General features: G+C 62.1%; 13 protein-coding genes. 7 read left to right on the top strand and 6 right to left on the bottom strand.

What is annotated here, in order from left to right; translation table 11 throughout:
• Nucleotides 1-123: 123 nt before the first annotated feature.
• Nucleotides 124-606, bottom strand: coding sequence for a cold-shock protein (locus IE125_RS19365; protein ID WP_189444395.1), 483 nt, complete (start codon nt 604-606; stop codon nt 124-126).
• Nucleotides 607-966: 360 nt separating this feature from the next.
• Between IE125_RS19365 and IE125_RS09295 the strand changes: the two genes are divergently transcribed.
• Nucleotides 967-1,185: a SlyX family protein gene (locus IE125_RS09295; RefSeq protein ID WP_189444394.1), complete on the top strand. Its 219-nt coding sequence runs from the start codon at nt 967-969 to the stop codon at nt 1,183-1,185.
• 276 nt (nt 1,186-1,461) lie between these two features.
• Here IE125_RS09295 and trxB read toward each other — a convergent pair whose 3' ends face one another.
• The 3 genes from trxB to IE125_RS09280 all read right to left on the bottom strand — a co-directional run bounded on the left by trxB (nt 1,462) and on the right by IE125_RS09280 (nt 3,608).
• Nucleotides 1,462-2,415, bottom strand: a complete 954-nt coding sequence (gene trxB, locus IE125_RS09290) for a thioredoxin-disulfide reductase (protein WP_189444393.1) — start codon at nt 2,413-2,415, stop codon at nt 1,462-1,464.
• A gap of 172 nt (nt 2,416-2,587) precedes the next feature.
• Entirely contained in the window at nt 2,588-3,190 is a 603-nt protein-coding gene (locus IE125_RS09285; RefSeq protein WP_189444392.1) for a peroxiredoxin, read from the bottom strand.
• A gap of 211 nt (nt 3,191-3,401) precedes the next feature.
• Nucleotides 3,402-3,608 carry a zinc ribbon domain-containing protein gene (locus tag IE125_RS09280; RefSeq protein ID WP_189444391.1) on the bottom strand — a complete coding sequence of 69 codons (207 nt, stop codon included), beginning with the start codon at nt 3,606-3,608 and terminating at the stop codon, nt 3,402-3,404.
• Nucleotides 3,609-4,088: 480 nt separating this feature from the next.
• Between IE125_RS09280 and acnA the strand changes: the two genes are divergently transcribed.
• Nucleotides 4,089-6,851, top strand: a complete 2,763-nt coding sequence (gene acnA / locus IE125_RS09275) for an aconitate hydratase AcnA (RefSeq protein ID WP_189444390.1) — start codon at nt 4,089-4,091, stop codon at nt 6,849-6,851.
• A gap of 15 nt (nt 6,852-6,866) precedes the next feature.
• Here the strand turns inward: acnA and IE125_RS09270 are convergent, their stop codons facing one another.
• Together IE125_RS09270 and IE125_RS09265 are read right to left on the bottom strand one after the other, a co-directional pair.
• Nucleotides 6,867-7,628 carry a response regulator transcription factor gene (locus IE125_RS09270; RefSeq protein WP_189444389.1) on the bottom strand — a complete coding sequence of 254 codons (762 nt, stop codon included), beginning with the start codon at nt 7,626-7,628 and terminating at the stop codon, nt 6,867-6,869.
• The gene (locus tag IE125_RS09265) at nt 7,625-8,833 is read right to left on the bottom strand and encodes a GAF domain-containing sensor histidine kinase (RefSeq protein ID WP_189444388.1); all 1,209 of its coding nucleotides are present in this window, start codon (nt 8,831-8,833) and stop codon (nt 7,625-7,627) included. Before IE125_RS09265 ends, IE125_RS09270 begins: the two co-directional genes overlap by 4 nt.
• A 273-nt stretch (nt 8,834-9,106) precedes the next feature.
• On the opposite strand from IE125_RS09265, the gene IE125_RS09260 reads away from it, so the two are divergent.
• From IE125_RS09260 to IE125_RS09240, 5 genes are read left to right on the top strand one after another with little or no spacing between them, the layout of a single operon-like run.
• Entirely contained in the window at nt 9,107-10,147 is a 1,041-nt protein-coding gene (locus IE125_RS09260; protein WP_189444387.1) for an ABC transporter substrate-binding protein, read from the top strand.
• A gap of 9 nt (nt 10,148-10,156) precedes the next feature.
• The gene (locus IE125_RS09255) at nt 10,157-11,599 is read left to right on the top strand and encodes an ATP-binding cassette domain-containing protein (RefSeq protein ID WP_189444386.1); all 1,443 of its coding nucleotides are present in this window, start codon (nt 10,157-10,159) and stop codon (nt 11,597-11,599) included.
• Nucleotides 11,596-12,528, top strand: a complete 933-nt coding sequence (locus IE125_RS09250; protein ID WP_189444385.1) for an ABC transporter permease — start codon at nt 11,596-11,598, stop codon at nt 12,526-12,528. Before IE125_RS09255 ends, IE125_RS09250 begins: the two co-directional genes overlap by 4 nt.
• A gap of 10 nt (nt 12,529-12,538) precedes the next feature.
• A complete protein-coding gene (locus tag IE125_RS09245; protein WP_189444384.1) occupies nt 12,539-13,477 on the top strand; it encodes an ABC transporter permease in 939 nt (312 codons plus the stop codon).
• Nucleotides 13,474-14,400, top strand: coding sequence for an SMP-30/gluconolactonase/LRE family protein (locus IE125_RS09240; RefSeq protein WP_189444383.1), 927 nt, complete (start codon nt 13,474-13,476; stop codon nt 14,398-14,400). Before IE125_RS09245 ends, IE125_RS09240 begins: the two co-directional genes overlap by 4 nt.
• The last annotated feature ends 148 nt before the right edge of the window (nt 14,401-14,548 follow it).

Raw genomic sequence — 14,548 nt, 5'->3', positions numbered from 1 at the left:
TCGCTCACCGGATCGAGACAGTCAGCAATATCGATTCTGACGGTACTCCAAAAAGCGACACCCCCGAGAGCCGTGCCCTCGGGGGTGTCGTCCAGCGTGACCGAAAGTGCTTCGGCAAGTCCGTCAGGTAATGACGGTCACGTCGTCGGCCTGCAGGCCACGGTCATTCTCGACGACGTGGTAACGTACCTTCTGACCCTCGGCCAGCGTGCGATGCCCCTTGCCGCGAATGGCACGAAAATGGACGAAGACATCTTCACCGCTGGCACGGGTGATGAAGCCATAACCCTTGTTGACGTTGAACCACTTCACCTCGCCCAGTTCACGATCATCGTTCTCGACATCCGCCAGCATGGCGGCCGTCACGGCTTTGGGTGACGGCGGGGCCAGCGCGGCGACCGCCAGAGTGCCCAGTAATAGAACGATGAACACGGCCAGCACCGTGGCCGCGTACATGGCAGAAACGCCTTCGACGTTCAGAAACCAGGTCAGGTCGGTGGCCAGCATGTTGCTGATCAGGGTGATCAACAGTCCGATCAGCAGCGGTGAGGGTATGGCAAGCAGTAGACTGATCAACGTACAGCGTAAAACGATCTTGCTATTCATGGATTTTCATATCTCTAGACGTCAGGACAATGGAAAACGCACCGCCGATGGCGGATCGAAATATCGCCGAATGAATACCGATGGCGATACTTTCGAGCGCGATGTGATGAAACCGGCTCCGATATGAGAGCGACTTCGAATCGAGACACTTCATCAGCGCCTCTCGATACAGACTTATGTTGCAAAAGTACCCGACTCATGACCCCGTCTCGCCGGCGTCTGCCGACCGGGCAGCCCGGCGAGCCCGCAGCCATCAAGGTGCCGTGAATGAAAAATGACACACAGCCAGCAAAGTCTAACACGGCAATGAGGCCGCCGGGCACGGGCGCCGAGGAGCCACCAGCCGACTGGCAGCGAGCGATGGAAAGTCGTCTCGAAGCGGTCGAAAGTCGCCTGGCGTTTCAGGAGGATTGGCTGGAGACCCTGGACCAGCTGCTGCGCGATCAGGCTGGCGAAGGGGAACGGACGCGTCAGCTAATCGCCCTGTTGAGGGAGCGTCTCGTCGAGCAGCGACAGGCGATCGATGACCTGGGCGGCGATACGCCGAGCGCGGAAGATGAACGGCCGCCGCACTATTGACAGGCGCCCGACCCCGCGCCATCGACAGGCGCCCGACCCGCGCCATCGAGAAGCGCTGAGCCTCGAATCATTGCCAGGCGCCCAACTCGCGCCATCGACAAGCGCTCAGCCTCGCATCATGCACAGGCGCCCGACCCCGCGCCCGTTCGCGGCCGAGCGATGAAGCCGACCCGAGGATAACCGGAATCGCCGGCTCATCTTGCACCTACCGACTGACAATAAAGCGCCCGGCACGAAGCCGGGCGCTGGAGAAGCCATGCTGTAAAGGCCGAAGCGCTATTCGAGACCGTCGAGGAATCGCTCGGCATCCAGCGCCGCCATGCAACCGCTGCCGGCAGAAGTAATCGCCTGACGATAGACATGGTCCATGACGTCGCCAGCGGCGAAAACGCCGGGAACGCTCGTTGCGGTAGCGTTGCCCTCGAGCCCGGAATGAACGCGAATGTAGCCATTGTTCATCTCGAGCTGTCCTTCGAAAATGCCGGTATTCGGCGTGTGGCCGATGGCGATGAACACACCCATGGCGTCGAGTTGCTTGGTCTCTCCCGAAGTGATCGAGCGCAGCTGTACGCCAGTGACGCCACTGCCATCACCCAGCACCTCATCGAGCGTGTGATTCCACTCGACCGCCATATTGCCGCTCTCGACTTTCTCGAACAGCCGATCCTGCAGAATCTTCTCGCCACGCAGGCTGTCGCGACGATGAACCAGGGTCACCTTCGACGCAATGTTGGAAAGATAGAGCGCCTCTTCCATCGCGGTGTTGCCGCCACCGATCACGACCACGTGCTGGTTGCGGTAGAAGAACCCATCGCAGGTGGCACAGGCGGAAACGCCTTGCCCCATGAACTGCTGCTCGGAAGGCAGCCCCAGGTAGCGCGCGCTGGCACCGGTAGCGATGATCAAAGCGTCGCAAGTGTAGGTGCCGTTATCGCCTTTCAGCGTGAACGGCTTCTCGCGCAGCTCGACTTCGTTGATATGGTCGAAAAGCACCTCGGTCTGAAAGCGCTCGGCGTGCTTGCGCATGCGCTCCATCAGCTCCGGCCCCTGAACGCCCTCGTCGTCGCCAGGCCAGTTGTCGACGTCTGTCGTCGTCGTCAGCTGACCACCCGCCTGCATACCGGTGATGAGCAGCGGCTTCAGGTTGGCCCGCGCCGCATACACGGCCGCCGTATAGCCAGCCGGGCCGGAGCCCAGGATGATCAATCTTTCGTGGCGCGCATCGCTCATGACGACCTCGATTCGAGTGAGAATTCGGTTGAAGATTGCGACCTCAACGTCCTGTGAAATGACCCGGCGCCCGAGGCATTTCGCAGCACACTGACAGACCCGCCGAGACAGGCGGCATCATACCAGAAATGAAGGAGGCGACCCGATGGGTCGCCTCCTGGATCGCTACCGCTTACAGATTGGCGGAGTGAGTACCGAGGTACTTGGCCACGCCTTCAGCGGTGTCCTTCATGCCCTCCTGGCCTTCTTCCCAGCCAGCCGGGCAGACTTCGCCGTGGGTCTGGTGGTATTTGAGCGCCTGGACCATGCGGATCATCTCGTCGACGTTACGGCCCAGCGGCAGATTGTTGACGGTCTGATGCTGGACGACGCCGTCTTCGTCGATCAGGAAGGAGGCGCGCAGCGCGACACCGGCTTCCGGGTGTTCGATGCCATAGGCCTGGCAGATTTCGTGCTTGACGTCGGCAACGACCGGGAAGCCGACTTCGCCGATGCCGCCAGCGTCCGGAGAGGTCTTGCGCCAGGCGTAGTGAGTGAACTGCGAGTCGATGGAAGCACCGATCACCTCGACACCCAGCTCCTTGAACTTCGCCAGACGGTTGTCATGGGCAATGATCTCGGACGGGCAGACGAAGGTGAAATCCATCGGCCAGAAGAACAGCACGCGGAGCTTGCCGTTGGAGTCGGAGAGACGGAAATCGTCCTTGATGGAGCCGTCGGGCATGACTGCGGCAGTTTCGAAATCCGGGGCTTGGCGTCCTACGAGTACGCTCATGAACATCTCCTGAATGCAGGTTGTCTTGGGCAAGACAAAATACGTTGTCTTGGGGCTGAAAATCGATGCGGGGATAGACTAAAGGCTTACCCCGCGATACTCCAATTTAATTGCCGCAATGAATTGTATAGCGCTTTGCTATCACGACAGTGCGGCAAGGCTATCGCTCGTCTACGCCGGGATGAGGCGTCCTGTCCGTCGCAGCAAGTCATCACAGCACGTCATCATCACTGCCCAGCGTGACAAGCTCGATATCACCATTCAGCGACACTTCCACCGCGACCTGGATCGGCTGGCAGCAGACCGCGCAATCCTCCCAGGTGCTATAGCTGCCGGCGCTGGCATCCAGCAGCATCGTGAAGGGCGCGTCGCAATACGGACAGTGGACAGGCCACTCATGAATCGCCTCTTCCGCCATGAAGCCCTCCTCCTGGATTGCCGGACCCGCGCAGGTCTGGATTGACGCAGCCTGGAACCGTCCACCGGGCGGCCGAACCGCTCGAGCTGGGCTACGCTTGCTGAACTATGCTTGATGTTGCTGGACCTGAATTGGCGGCGAGCCATGCCCGTTTCAACCCCGTGCTCGTCACCGTCGCCAGAGGCTCTCATCAGCCCCGGAGCTCGCATTAGACCAAGGTCGAGCCGACGCCGTTTGGCAAACGCACCGATTGAAAAGCGGTGTCATGGCGTCCATATTAATTGTCGACAACTTGGCAATCGAACCGTCGATGGAGGCCGCGAGACATCCCCGTCCTCTCGGAATGGGTCTCTGGATCGAAGGTTCGACGACAAGACCGCCAGCGGTGAGATGAGCCGAGGCGGCATCGCCAGGCAACCGGATCGATGAGTCGGCGTCCCAGGCGCACGCCTCTCAAGACCGTCACGAGGAGGAGGACCCATGTCTACAGCACCCAGTGATACGCTGTCGTCGTTAGATGTCGGCGGCAAGACTTTCCACTATTACAGCCTGCCCAAAGCCGCTGAAGCGCTCGGCAACATCGACAAACTGCCGATGACCTTGAAAGTGCTACTGGAGAACCAGCTGCGCTACGCTGACGACCCGACCGTCTCCCAAGAAGATTTTCAGGCGCTGGCCGACTGGTTGAAAGAAGGCAAGTCCAGCCGTGAAATCGGCTATCGCCCGGCGCGCGTGCTGATGCAGGACTTTACCGGCGTACCGGGCGTCGTCGACCTTGCCGCCATGCGTGACGCGGTCAAGACGCTCGGTGCCAAAGCCGAGCGCATCAACCCCCTCTCTCCTGTGGACCTGGTCATTGACCACTCGGTGATGGTCGACCACTTTGGCGACCCTTCCGCATTCAAGGACAACGTCGCCATCGAGATGGAGCGTAACCGCGAACGTTACGAGTTCCTCCGTTGGGGTCAGAGCGCGTTCGACAACTTCCGCGTCGTGCCGCCGGGTACCGGCATCTGCCACCAGGTCAATCTCGAGTACCTCGGCAAGACGGTGTGGACCAAGGAGATCGACGGCAAGACCTACGCCTTTCCCGACACGCTGGTCGGTACCGACTCCCACACCACCATGATCAACGGCCTCGGCATCCTCGGCTGGGGCGTCGGCGGCATCGAGGCGGAAGCCGCGATGCTCGGCCAGCCGGTGTCGATGCTGATTCCGGAAGTCGTCGGTTTCAAGCTCACCGGCAAGCTCAAGGAGGGCATCACCGCCACCGACCTAGTGCTGACGGTGACCCAGATGCTGCGCAAGAAAGGCGTGGTCGGCAAGTTCGTCGAATTTTACGGTGACGGTCTCAAGGATCTGCCGCTGGCGGATCGCGCCACCATCGCCAACATGGCGCCCGAGTACGGGGCGACCTGCGGCTTCTTCCCAGTCGACGACGAGACGCTCAACTATCTGCGCCTGACTGGCCGTGACGAGGACCAGATCGAACTGGTCAAGGCCTACACCCAGGCTCAAGGCCTGTGGCGCGAGCCGGGTGCCGAGCCGACGTTCACCGACACGCTGCACCTCGACATGGGCGAAGTGGAAGCCAGTCTCGCCGGCCCGAAGCGTCCGCAGGACCGGGTCGCTCTGTCGAACATGAAGTCCACCTTCGAGTCGCTGATGAGCGGCGGCCAGCCGGACGCCTCCGCCGAAGAGAAGGCCAAATGGACCTCCGAGGGTGGCGACACCGCCGTCGGCGCGCCGCCGGCCTCGGGCGAGGACTACCAGGATGGTGACGACTACCGCACCGGAGACAGCCAGCAGGTCGAGTACGACGGCGAAACCTTCTCGCTCAATCACGGCGCGGTCGTGATCGCCGCGATCACCTCCTGCACCAACACCTCCAACCCGAGCGTGATGATGGCCGCAGGCCTGCTGGCCCGGAAGGCTCACGAGAAAGGGCTGACCACCAAACCCTGGGTCAAGACATCGCTCGCCCCCGGCTCCAAGGTCGTCACCGATTACCTCGCGGCCGGCGGCGTGCAGGACGATCTCGACAATCTCGGCTTCAACCTCGTCGGCTACGGCTGCACTACCTGCATCGGCAACTCCGGGCCGCTGCCGGAGCCGATCGAGAAGGCGGTCAACTCGGGCGATCTCACCGTCGCCTCGGTGCTCTCGGGCAACCGTAACTTCGAGGGCCGCGTCCACCCGCTGGTCAAGACCAACTGGCTCGCCTCGCCGCCCCTGGTCGTTGCCTACGCGCTGGCCGGTAACGTGCGCAAGGACCTGACGAAGGAGCCGCTGGGCAAGGATCAGGATGGCAGCGATGTCTACCTGAAGGATATCTGGCCCTCTCAAGCCGAAATCGCCGACGCGGTCGAGAAGGTCAAGACCGAGATGTACCGCAAGGAGTACGCCGAGGTCTTCGACGGCGACGACATCTGGCAGGCGATCGACTTCCCCCAGAGCGAAGTCTACGAGTGGTCCAAGGAGTCCACCTACATTCAGCACCCACCCTTCTTCGAAGGGATGGACAAGGAGCCCAAGCCGGTCGAGGACATCAAGGACGCCCGCGTACTGGCCAAGCTCGGCGACTCGGTGACGACCGACCATATTTCGCCAGCCGGTTCGATCAAGCCGGATAGCCCCGCAGGCAAGTATCTGCAGGAGCATGGCGTCTCGGTGAAGGACTTCAACTCCTACGGTTCGCGTCGCGGCAACCACGAGGTGATGATGCGCGGCACCTTCGCCAACGTGCGTATCCGCAACGAGATGCTGGAGAATGTCGAAGGCGGCTATACCCGTCATGTCCCGAGCGGCGAGCAGATGTCGATCTACGACGCGGCAATGAAGTATGCCGAAGACGACACGCCGCTGGTCGTGATTGCCGGCAAGGAGTACGGCACCGGCTCCTCGCGCGACTGGGCGGCCAAGGGCACACGCCTGCTCGGCGTGCGCGCCGTCATCACCGAGTCCTACGAGCGTATCCACCGCTCCAACCTGATCGGCATGGGCGTGCTGCCGCTGCAGTTCCCCGAAGGCGAAAGCCGAGAAACGTTGGGCCTGACCGGCGACGAGACGGTCTCCATCGAAGGGCTCGCCGATCTTACCCCGGGTGGCAACGTCAAAGTGACGATCAAGAGCGACAAGGGCGAGAAGAAGATCGACGCCCTCTGCCGTATCGACACCGCCAACGAACTGGAGTACTTCCGCCACGGCGGCATCCTCCACTACGTGCTGCGCAGCATGCTGTAAGACGCTGGCAAAACACTACCGAGCCCCGTCGCCCTCCTGGGTCGGCGGGGCTTTTTCATTGACGGGCCGCTCGCCCAGCCAACTTTCCAGGTCGCGCTGCGCCGTCTCCAGCATTTCCACGTTGAGGATGCGTGTCGAGATCGCTCGCGACAGCGCCCGAACGCGCTTGTTGAGACCCGGCATAGATGGCTCTTCATCGCTCACGCCGAGTTTGGCGTAGAGCGTCAGCAGACGATTCTGCACCGTTCGTAGCGACAGTCCCCTGCGTTCGGCGATCAGCCTGTCCTGTAGCCCAAGGGCGAGATCCAGCAGCACGGCATATTCGCTGTCGTTGAGCACATGGCGGTGCGAGGCGCTGCGCCGGCGTAGACGCTGAATCTCGCGATCGACCATCACCTGGCCTTCGAGCAGGACGGCCCGCAGCACAAGCTTGAGACGTTCGCGAGACGCGGTCTTGAGAACGTAACCATAGGCGCTCTTCGCCGGCACTATCTCGGCGACCCCGCGTAGATAGGCCTCGTCGGAGTAGTTGGACCAGAACAGGATGCGCGTGCGCGGCCGCTCATCCCAGATGGTTCGCGCCGCTTCGATACCGTTGCGGCGCGCCATTTGCAGGTCCATCACCACCGCCTCGAAACGTCCAGCGCGAGCTGCAGCCTCGCCCTGAAGGCCGTCCTGGGCGTGCAGCGTCTCGGTCACCTCCGGCAGCGCCTCGGCGATGACGTTTTGCAGAAACGAGGCATGAAAATAGTCATCCTCGACTATCAGAATTCTCATGTTCGACCTGCGACGTCAGGAGAGCTCAATGTGATCGAGACACAGGTCCCGGCCTCGTCAAAAACATCCAGCTCCGCGGCGATCAACCTCGCTCGCGTACGCATGTGGTCCAGGCCGCAGGAACGCGAGTGCTCTCGATAGTTTCCTCGATCAAGCCCGCATCCATCGTCTCGGACGGTGATCCAGAGAGCGCCTCCGAAATTCCGCATCACGTTGACCCAGATGCGCCCGGCGCGAGCGTGTCTGGCGGCGTTGTTGATCGCCTCCTGAACGATACGGTAGAGCGCCGTTCGCACCGTGGAAGGCAACTGATCGGGCGCGCCCTCGGTGGTATCGGTGATATCGACCTGCAATCCATCGCTTTCGGCGGCCCTCTCCAAATGATCCCTGACGGCATGCGTAAATCCGAACAGATCGAGCAGTTTCGGCGAGGCCGTCTCGATAATGCCTCGAAGGTCGTCGATACAGTTTGCCAAGCGCTCCACGAGCATCTCTCGCGAGAGCGGCAAATCACTGCCATCCACCTCGCGAAGCAGCCGTGTCAGCTCGGCCAGCGTCTGATCATGCAGGTCCATACCGATCCGCTGACGCTCCTGTTCCAACGTCTGTGTCAGTTGAAGCGATCCTCGACGCAGGCCCTCTTCGCGCGCCTGCGTCTCCGCTCGCGTTCGCTGCATCCGGCAAAGGCTCGCGTCGATATGCAACGCCTGAAAAGCCGGGGCGAGAAGACCGGAGAGACGAGTCGCCAGTTCGAGCGTCGTCGATGCGTAGCGGTTCGCTTCGTGATGAGAAATGTTAAACGTGCCTATCACGCGCCCCATGCCGTACAGCGGTACGTGGACTCGGCTGCGCAACTCGTGGCGGTATATCGGTTCGCAACAGGCACCGTCGAAGGTCTGACGCGGATCGTTCATCGCATTGTCGGTCAGCATGTACGGCAGCGCTCCGGTGAGGACATCGCGAACCGGCGAGCAGTCGAGACGCGTGCGGCGCTCCGACCAGTAAGTGCTGATGCCCACTTCATGACTCACGACCCAGCCCGGCGTGTCGAACAGGCACAAGTCGGCGTGGGTGTACGGCACTATCCGGGCAATATCTCCCGCGATGGCATCGAGCGCTGACTGAATCGTCCTCTCTCGGCACAGGAGTGCGGGAACCCGCACCCATACCTCCTCCGCCGCTGAATGCTCCGCCGTCTCGCTCATGCGTTGATCCGCTCTGATTGTCGCCATCGAGACCCGCAGAATAGCGGTAGCCGCCATCCGCGCCCTTCATCCATAGGTCGCTATCCCCCCTCCCTCATCCTTAAGTTGAGGGTAGAAGTGCGGGCTCCCGCATCATTTGTGCGGTTCGCCGCCTTTACAGGTTTCTGCTCCGAAATCGATCATCGAGAGGAGCGCTTGTGGCGTCGGCATAGCCCATCGGCGTACTCGATATCGAGGAAAGGAATTGAGTGGCAAGGCCAACGGGAGAAACCCATGACTCACGATAAACTGCTGCTTTCTGCCATCCTGATCGGCTCCTGTGGCCTCGCGGTCGGTGGCGTGGCTCAGGCGCAAGATGGCGCCAGCACTGCCGACAAGCGGGTCGCGCTATCCAATAACTACGCTGGCAACTCATGGCGTCAGGTCATGTTGCAATCGTTCGACGAGACGGCGAAGCAAGCCAAGGCGAGGGGGATCGTTGCCGAAGCCGACTCCTACACGACCTCCGAAAACCAAGCCACCGAGCAGGCGGCGCAGATTCAGAACCTAATTCTGCAGGGCTACGACGCCATCATCATCGATGCGGCGTCGCCGACTGCCCTCAACGGTGCCGTTCAGGAAGCCTGCGACGCGGGCGTTACCGTGGTCAGCTTCGACGGTATCGTGACTGCGCCCTGTGCCTGGCGTATCGCCGTCGACTTCGAGGAAATGGGCCGGCAGCAGGTAGACTATCTCGCCTCGCGCTTGCCGGATGGTGGCAACCTGCTCGAAATACGAGGGCTTGCCGGCACCTCCGTCGACGAGCAGATCCACGCGGGTATCGAGAAAAGGGTGGAAGCCCACGACGATTTCCGCATCGCCGGCTCGGTCCATGGGGACTGGGCACAGGAAGTGGCTCAGAAAGGCGTCTCCGGGTTATTGCCCTCGCTCCCCGATATCGCCGGCGTGGTCACGCAGGGCGGCGATGGTTACGGCGCGGCCCAGGCTTTCGAGGCCGCCGGGCGCGACATGCCGATCATCGTGCTGGGCAATCGGCAGGACGAACTGCAGTGGTGGCAGGAACAATACGCCGACCACGGCTATCAGACGCTGTCGATGTCGATCGCTCCCGGCGTCGCCTCTCTCGCCTTCTGGGTAACGCAACAGATCCTTGCCGGCAAGGACGTGCCCAAAGATCTCACCGTGCCTTTCCTGAAGGTGACGCAAGAGACGCTGGACAGCGTACTCGAGGAAACGCCAAAGGGATCGGTCGCCAACACGATCTACACCCAGCAGGATGCCCAGTCCGTCATAGCTGATGCCACGACGCGCTGAGGAGAGACGATGCTCGAGCGTGAAGCCCCAAAGAATCCGCCCTTGGTGACTCTCACCGACGTGGCCAAGCACTTCGGTGCGGTCGCCGCCTTGAAAGACGTGAATCTCGCAATACGCGCTGGCGAATGTGTCGGCCTCGTCGGCCACAATGGCGCGGGTAAATCGACTCTAGTGAGCATCATCAACGGCTCGCTTCGCGCCTCGGAGGGGCGCGTCGAATTCCCCCTAAGCGCCGCGGATGACGCCTTGGCCGCAGGAGTACGTTCGGTCTTTCAGGAACTCTCGCTCTGCCCAAACCTGAGCCTGGCGGAGAATCTGCGCATTGCCCATACCGGAATGCGGGGATGGGGCTGGCGTCGGCGTGCCGGCACCGAAATCAGTCAGAGTCTGGATGCGCTCTTTCCCAGCCACGGTATTGCCGCCGGTGCGCTGATCGAGACACTCTCGATCGCCCAGCGTCAGATGGTCGAGGTCGCGATTCGCTTCGCGCCACTCGGGGGAAAGCCGCAACTGGTGATCCTCGACGAGCCCACTTCCTCCCTCGATGCCGGTATCGCCAATCAGCTGCTCGATGCCGTCAGGCGTTTCTGCGCTCGGGGTGGCGCAGTCATCTTCATCTCTCACATGCTCGGCGAGATATTTCGGGTCGCCGATCGTATCCTGGTGATGAAGGATGGACGCATCGTTGCCGATGAACCCGCCGATCATTTCACTCGGCAGGGACTGGTCGACTTCATGGGACACGTAGCCGCCGAACCCGAAACGCTCCAGACCGAGAGTCGACGCGAACTGGGTGAGATCGTCATCTCGCAAGGCGGACTGCAGGCGCGTCGAGGCGAAATCGTGGGCCTTTCGGGGCTCGCCGGCCATGGTCAGGCCGAAGCACTGGCCACGCTCTATCTCGATGCCACTTCCGCCTGGCGCAACCCCGGAAACCCACCGATGGTGTTCGTGGCAGGAGATCGCAAACGCGACGGCATCCTGCCGCTGTGGTCGATTCTGAACAACATGAGTCTATCGCTGCTCTCAGCTACCGCCCGGTGGGGCCTGGTCGACCAAGTCAGCGAGCGCCGAATAGGTGATGAATGGAAGCGTCGCATCGGCATTCGCACCGAGTCTCTCTCCAACCCCATTCTGTCACTCTCCGGCGGCAATCAGCAGAAGGCTCTGTTCGCACGGGCGCTTGTCTCACGAGCCCCGATCGTCGTCATGGACGACCCGATGCGTGGCGTGGACGTCGGGACCAAACAGGATGTCTACGCGCTCATCCGCGCCGAAGCCGCCAAGGGCCGCACCTTTCTATGGTATTCCACCGAAACCGAAGAGGTCTGCCAGTGCGACAGGGTATACGTCTACCGCGATGGAGCGATCTCCGCGGCGCTCAGCGGTGACGAACTCACTGAAGCGCGGATTCTCGAGGCGTCGTTCGAAATGCAGGAGTCCTCGGCATGAGCCTCTTCAGTCGCTACCGCGTCCTGCTGCCTATCGCCTCTCTCACCCTGCTGATGGCGGTCACTTTCTATGTGCAGCCGCGCACGTTGAGCTACTTCGGCTTGAATCTGCTGTTCAACCTGGCGGTGCCAATCGCACTCGCGACCATCGCCCAGATGCTGATCATCATGGTCAACGACATCGACCTCGGCATCGGCGCCTTCGTCAGTCTGACCGCCTGCGTCACTGCGACTTTCCTCGAGCAATCGCCGTTAATGGGTACGGTAATGCTGGTGGCATTGATTATCGCCTACGCACTGATGGGGGCGATGATCCATGCCCTCGCACTGCCAGCCATCGTGGTGACGCTGGGCATGTCATTCGTCTGGGGCGGGCTGGCGCTGTTTCTTCTGCCCTCCCCGGGTGGCGCCAGCCCAACATGGCTTCGCGAGATCATGACCGTCAAGCCACCGCTAATACCGATGGCCCTGGTGGCAGCCTGCCTGATTGCCGGCGTGACTCACTGGCTCATCGCGCACTCGGGCATCGGAACCGTACTGCGCGGGATCGGAGGCAATGCCGAGGCGGTTCGTCGTGCAGGCTGGCCTCTGATACGTCTGAAAGCGCTGGCCTATGGACTGGCCGGGCTTTTTGGCGTGCTCGCGGGCATGACGCTTGTCGGTCTCACTACCTCGGCCGATGCCAACATCGCATTGCGTTACACCCTATTGAGCATCGCCGGCGTCATTCTCGGCGGCGGCGAGTTCATTGGCGGCAAGGTCAGTCCGGTGGGCGCCGTAATCGGTGCCCTGACGCTGGCGCTCGCTGCCTCTTTCCTGAGTTTCATGCGGCTTTCTCCCGATTGGCAGATAGGTGCGCAGGGGGCGATTCTCATTGCCGTGCTGGCAGCTCGCCTACTGTTCCGTCGGCGCGACGGCGCCAGGCGCTAAGGAGATCGATATGCCAAGCATCCTGAGACGTCCCTGGATCTGGGCCTGGCTTGCCGCTACCGCCACCTTTGCCGTTACCGTTGCTTTAGGTTCCGGACGCGGCGCCGCCGGACTTGCCTACGCGGCGCTCTCTTTCGGCGCGTTCGCCGCTATCGTCGGCGTCGGCCAGATGCTCGTCATCAGCCTGGGGCCGGGCAACGTCGATCTATCGATACCAGCGACCATGACCCTCTCAGCCACCCTGGCGCTCAAGGCAATGGATGGCGTACCGGGAACGGAGCTATTGGGTCTCGGCGTCGCCCTGCTCGTCGGGCTGGGCACGGGTGCGGCCAACTTCGCCCTGATCCTGCTACTGCGTCTCCCGCCGATCATCGCCACCTTGGCGGCCTCGCTGATCTATCAGTCGCTGGCGATCTGGTCCAACCGCGGCCTGCGCGTCAAACCGCCGGAAGCGCTGGCGGAGTTCGCCACCGGGCGCACGCTGGATATCCCCAACGTCGCACTAGTGGGGCTTCTATTGAGCCTTGCAGTCTGGGTTGCCCTTGAACGCGGCGTGTGGGGACGCTGGTTACTCGCCGCAGGGCAGAACCCGCGCGCCGCGAGACTCGCAGGCGTCCCAGTGGAGCGGGTTCGCGCCACGGCCTATCTAACCGTTTCGGTGTTCGCCGCCGTCGCTGGTTTTCTGTTGGCGAGCTTCTCCGGGGGCGCGGCACTCAATATGGGCGCGGAGTATCTGCTGATGTCGATTGCTGTGGTCATCATCGGCGGCACCTCGATCGCCGGCGGTTTCTCCAACGTGCCGGGCATCTGGGGCGCGGCGTTCTTCATGTTTCTTGTCGTTTCGATGCTCAATACCTACGGCGCCGGCGCCGGCGCACGTAGCGTGCTGACCGGGGTGATCATCATCGGCATCGTCATCGCCGCCAGTACCAAGAGGAATCACGCATGATCCATTTTCCCGAGCATATCGAGCTGGTCGATCCGCGCTTCGCACGACTGGTTCATCCCATGGCGCCATTGACTCAGCTGGCCACCGGTTTCACCTGGACCGAGGGACCGGTGTGGTTCGGTGACCATCAGTGCCTGCTCTTCTCCGATATCCCCAGCCAGCGTCTGATGCGCTGGTCGGCACGCGACGGTATCTCCCTCTTCCGCGAGCGCACCGAATTCAACAACGGCAATACCCGCGACAACTTGGGGCGCCTGGTGAGCTGCCGCCACGGACACCGCGACGTGGTACGCACCGAGCCCGATGGGCGTATTCAGGTGCTCGCCTCTCACTACGCCGGCGGACGGCTCAACTCGCCCAACGACGTGGTGGTGAGCCGCGACGGCGCTATCTGGTTCACGGACCCGAGTTACGGGATCATTTCGAACTTCGAAGGCTATCGGGCAGCACCGGAACAGACGGCCAGCCATGTCTTTCGACTTGACCCCGTTACCGGCGATGTTGCGCCGGTCGCTTCGGATTTCGTTCAGCCCAATGGCCTCTGCTTCTCCCCCGACGAGCGCCTGCTCTACGTGGCCGAGAGCGGCGCCACCCACGACCCGGCTGTCGCCCCGGTCATCCGCCGCTTCCGGGTGAACGGTGGGACGCTCGAAGACGACGGCATCTTTGCCGAGATCGGCGCCGGCGTGCCCGACGGCATGCGCGTGGACCGTGAAGGCAATCTCTGGTCGTCGGCGGCCGACGGCGTGCACTGCTTCGCTCAAGACGGCACCCTGCTAGGGCGCATCCTTGTCCCCGAGACGGTCTCCAATCTGTGCTTCGGCGGCAGCGACGGGCAGCGTCTCTACATCACCGCAACCACCTCGCTCTACAGCTTGTTCGTCGACGTTCAGGGCGCCGAGCCCTGGACGAGAACGTCATAGCTCGACGTGGCGAGCCTGACGTGGTGAATCCGCGGCAGCGACGTTGATGTCACAAGCCCGACGCGGCATGCCCAGACACGAACAAGCCCCGCTCTCGGGCGGGGCTTGTCGTAGCTCGTAGCGACTTGTTTAGCGCTTCCCAGCCGGC

Origin of the sequence: Salinicola rhizosphaerae, assembly GCF_014652715.1 — a bacterium.
In the GTDB taxonomy this organism is placed as follows: Bacteria; Pseudomonadota; Gammaproteobacteria; order Pseudomonadales; family Halomonadaceae; genus Salinicola; species Salinicola rhizosphaerae.
The sequence above is the reverse complement of the archived record's forward strand: the minus strand, read 5'-3'. Positions and strand labels throughout refer to the sequence as shown.

Coding starts and splice junctions, on each gene's coding strand:
- IE125_RS09260 (WP_189444387.1), top strand. CDS start 9,107: ATGACTCACGATAAACTGCTGCTTTCTGCCATCCTGATCGGCTCCTGT.
- IE125_RS09270 (WP_189444389.1), bottom strand. CDS start 7,628: ATGAGAATTCTGATAGTCGAGGATGACTATTTTCATGCCTCGTTTCTG.
- IE125_RS09255 (WP_189444386.1), top strand. CDS start 10,157: ATGCTCGAGCGTGAAGCCCCAAAGAATCCGCCCTTGGTGACTCTCACC.
- IE125_RS09240 (WP_189444383.1), top strand. CDS start 13,474: ATGATCCATTTTCCCGAGCATATCGAGCTGGTCGATCCGCGCTTCGCA.
- IE125_RS09285 (WP_189444392.1), bottom strand. CDS start 3,190: ATGAGCGTACTCGTAGGACGCCAAGCCCCGGATTTCGAAACTGCCGCA.
- IE125_RS09265 (WP_189444388.1), bottom strand. CDS start 8,833: ATGAGCGAGACGGCGGAGCATTCAGCGGCGGAGGAGGTATGGGTGCGG.
- IE125_RS19365 (WP_189444395.1), bottom strand. CDS start 606: ATGAATAGCAAGATCGTTTTACGCTGTACGTTGATCAGTCTACTGCTT.
- acnA (WP_189444390.1), top strand. CDS start 4,089: ATGTCTACAGCACCCAGTGATACGCTGTCGTCGTTAGATGTCGGCGGC.
- IE125_RS09295 (WP_189444394.1), top strand. CDS start 967: ATGGAAAGTCGTCTCGAAGCGGTCGAAAGTCGCCTGGCGTTTCAGGAG.
- IE125_RS09245 (WP_189444384.1), top strand. CDS start 12,539: ATGCCAAGCATCCTGAGACGTCCCTGGATCTGGGCCTGGCTTGCCGCT.
- trxB (WP_189444393.1), bottom strand. CDS start 2,415: ATGAGCGATGCGCGCCACGAAAGATTGATCATCCTGGGCTCCGGCCCG.
- IE125_RS09250 (WP_189444385.1), top strand. CDS start 11,596: ATGAGCCTCTTCAGTCGCTACCGCGTCCTGCTGCCTATCGCCTCTCTC.
- IE125_RS09280 (WP_189444391.1), bottom strand. CDS start 3,608: ATGGCGGAAGAGGCGATTCATGAGTGGCCTGTCCACTGTCCGTATTGC.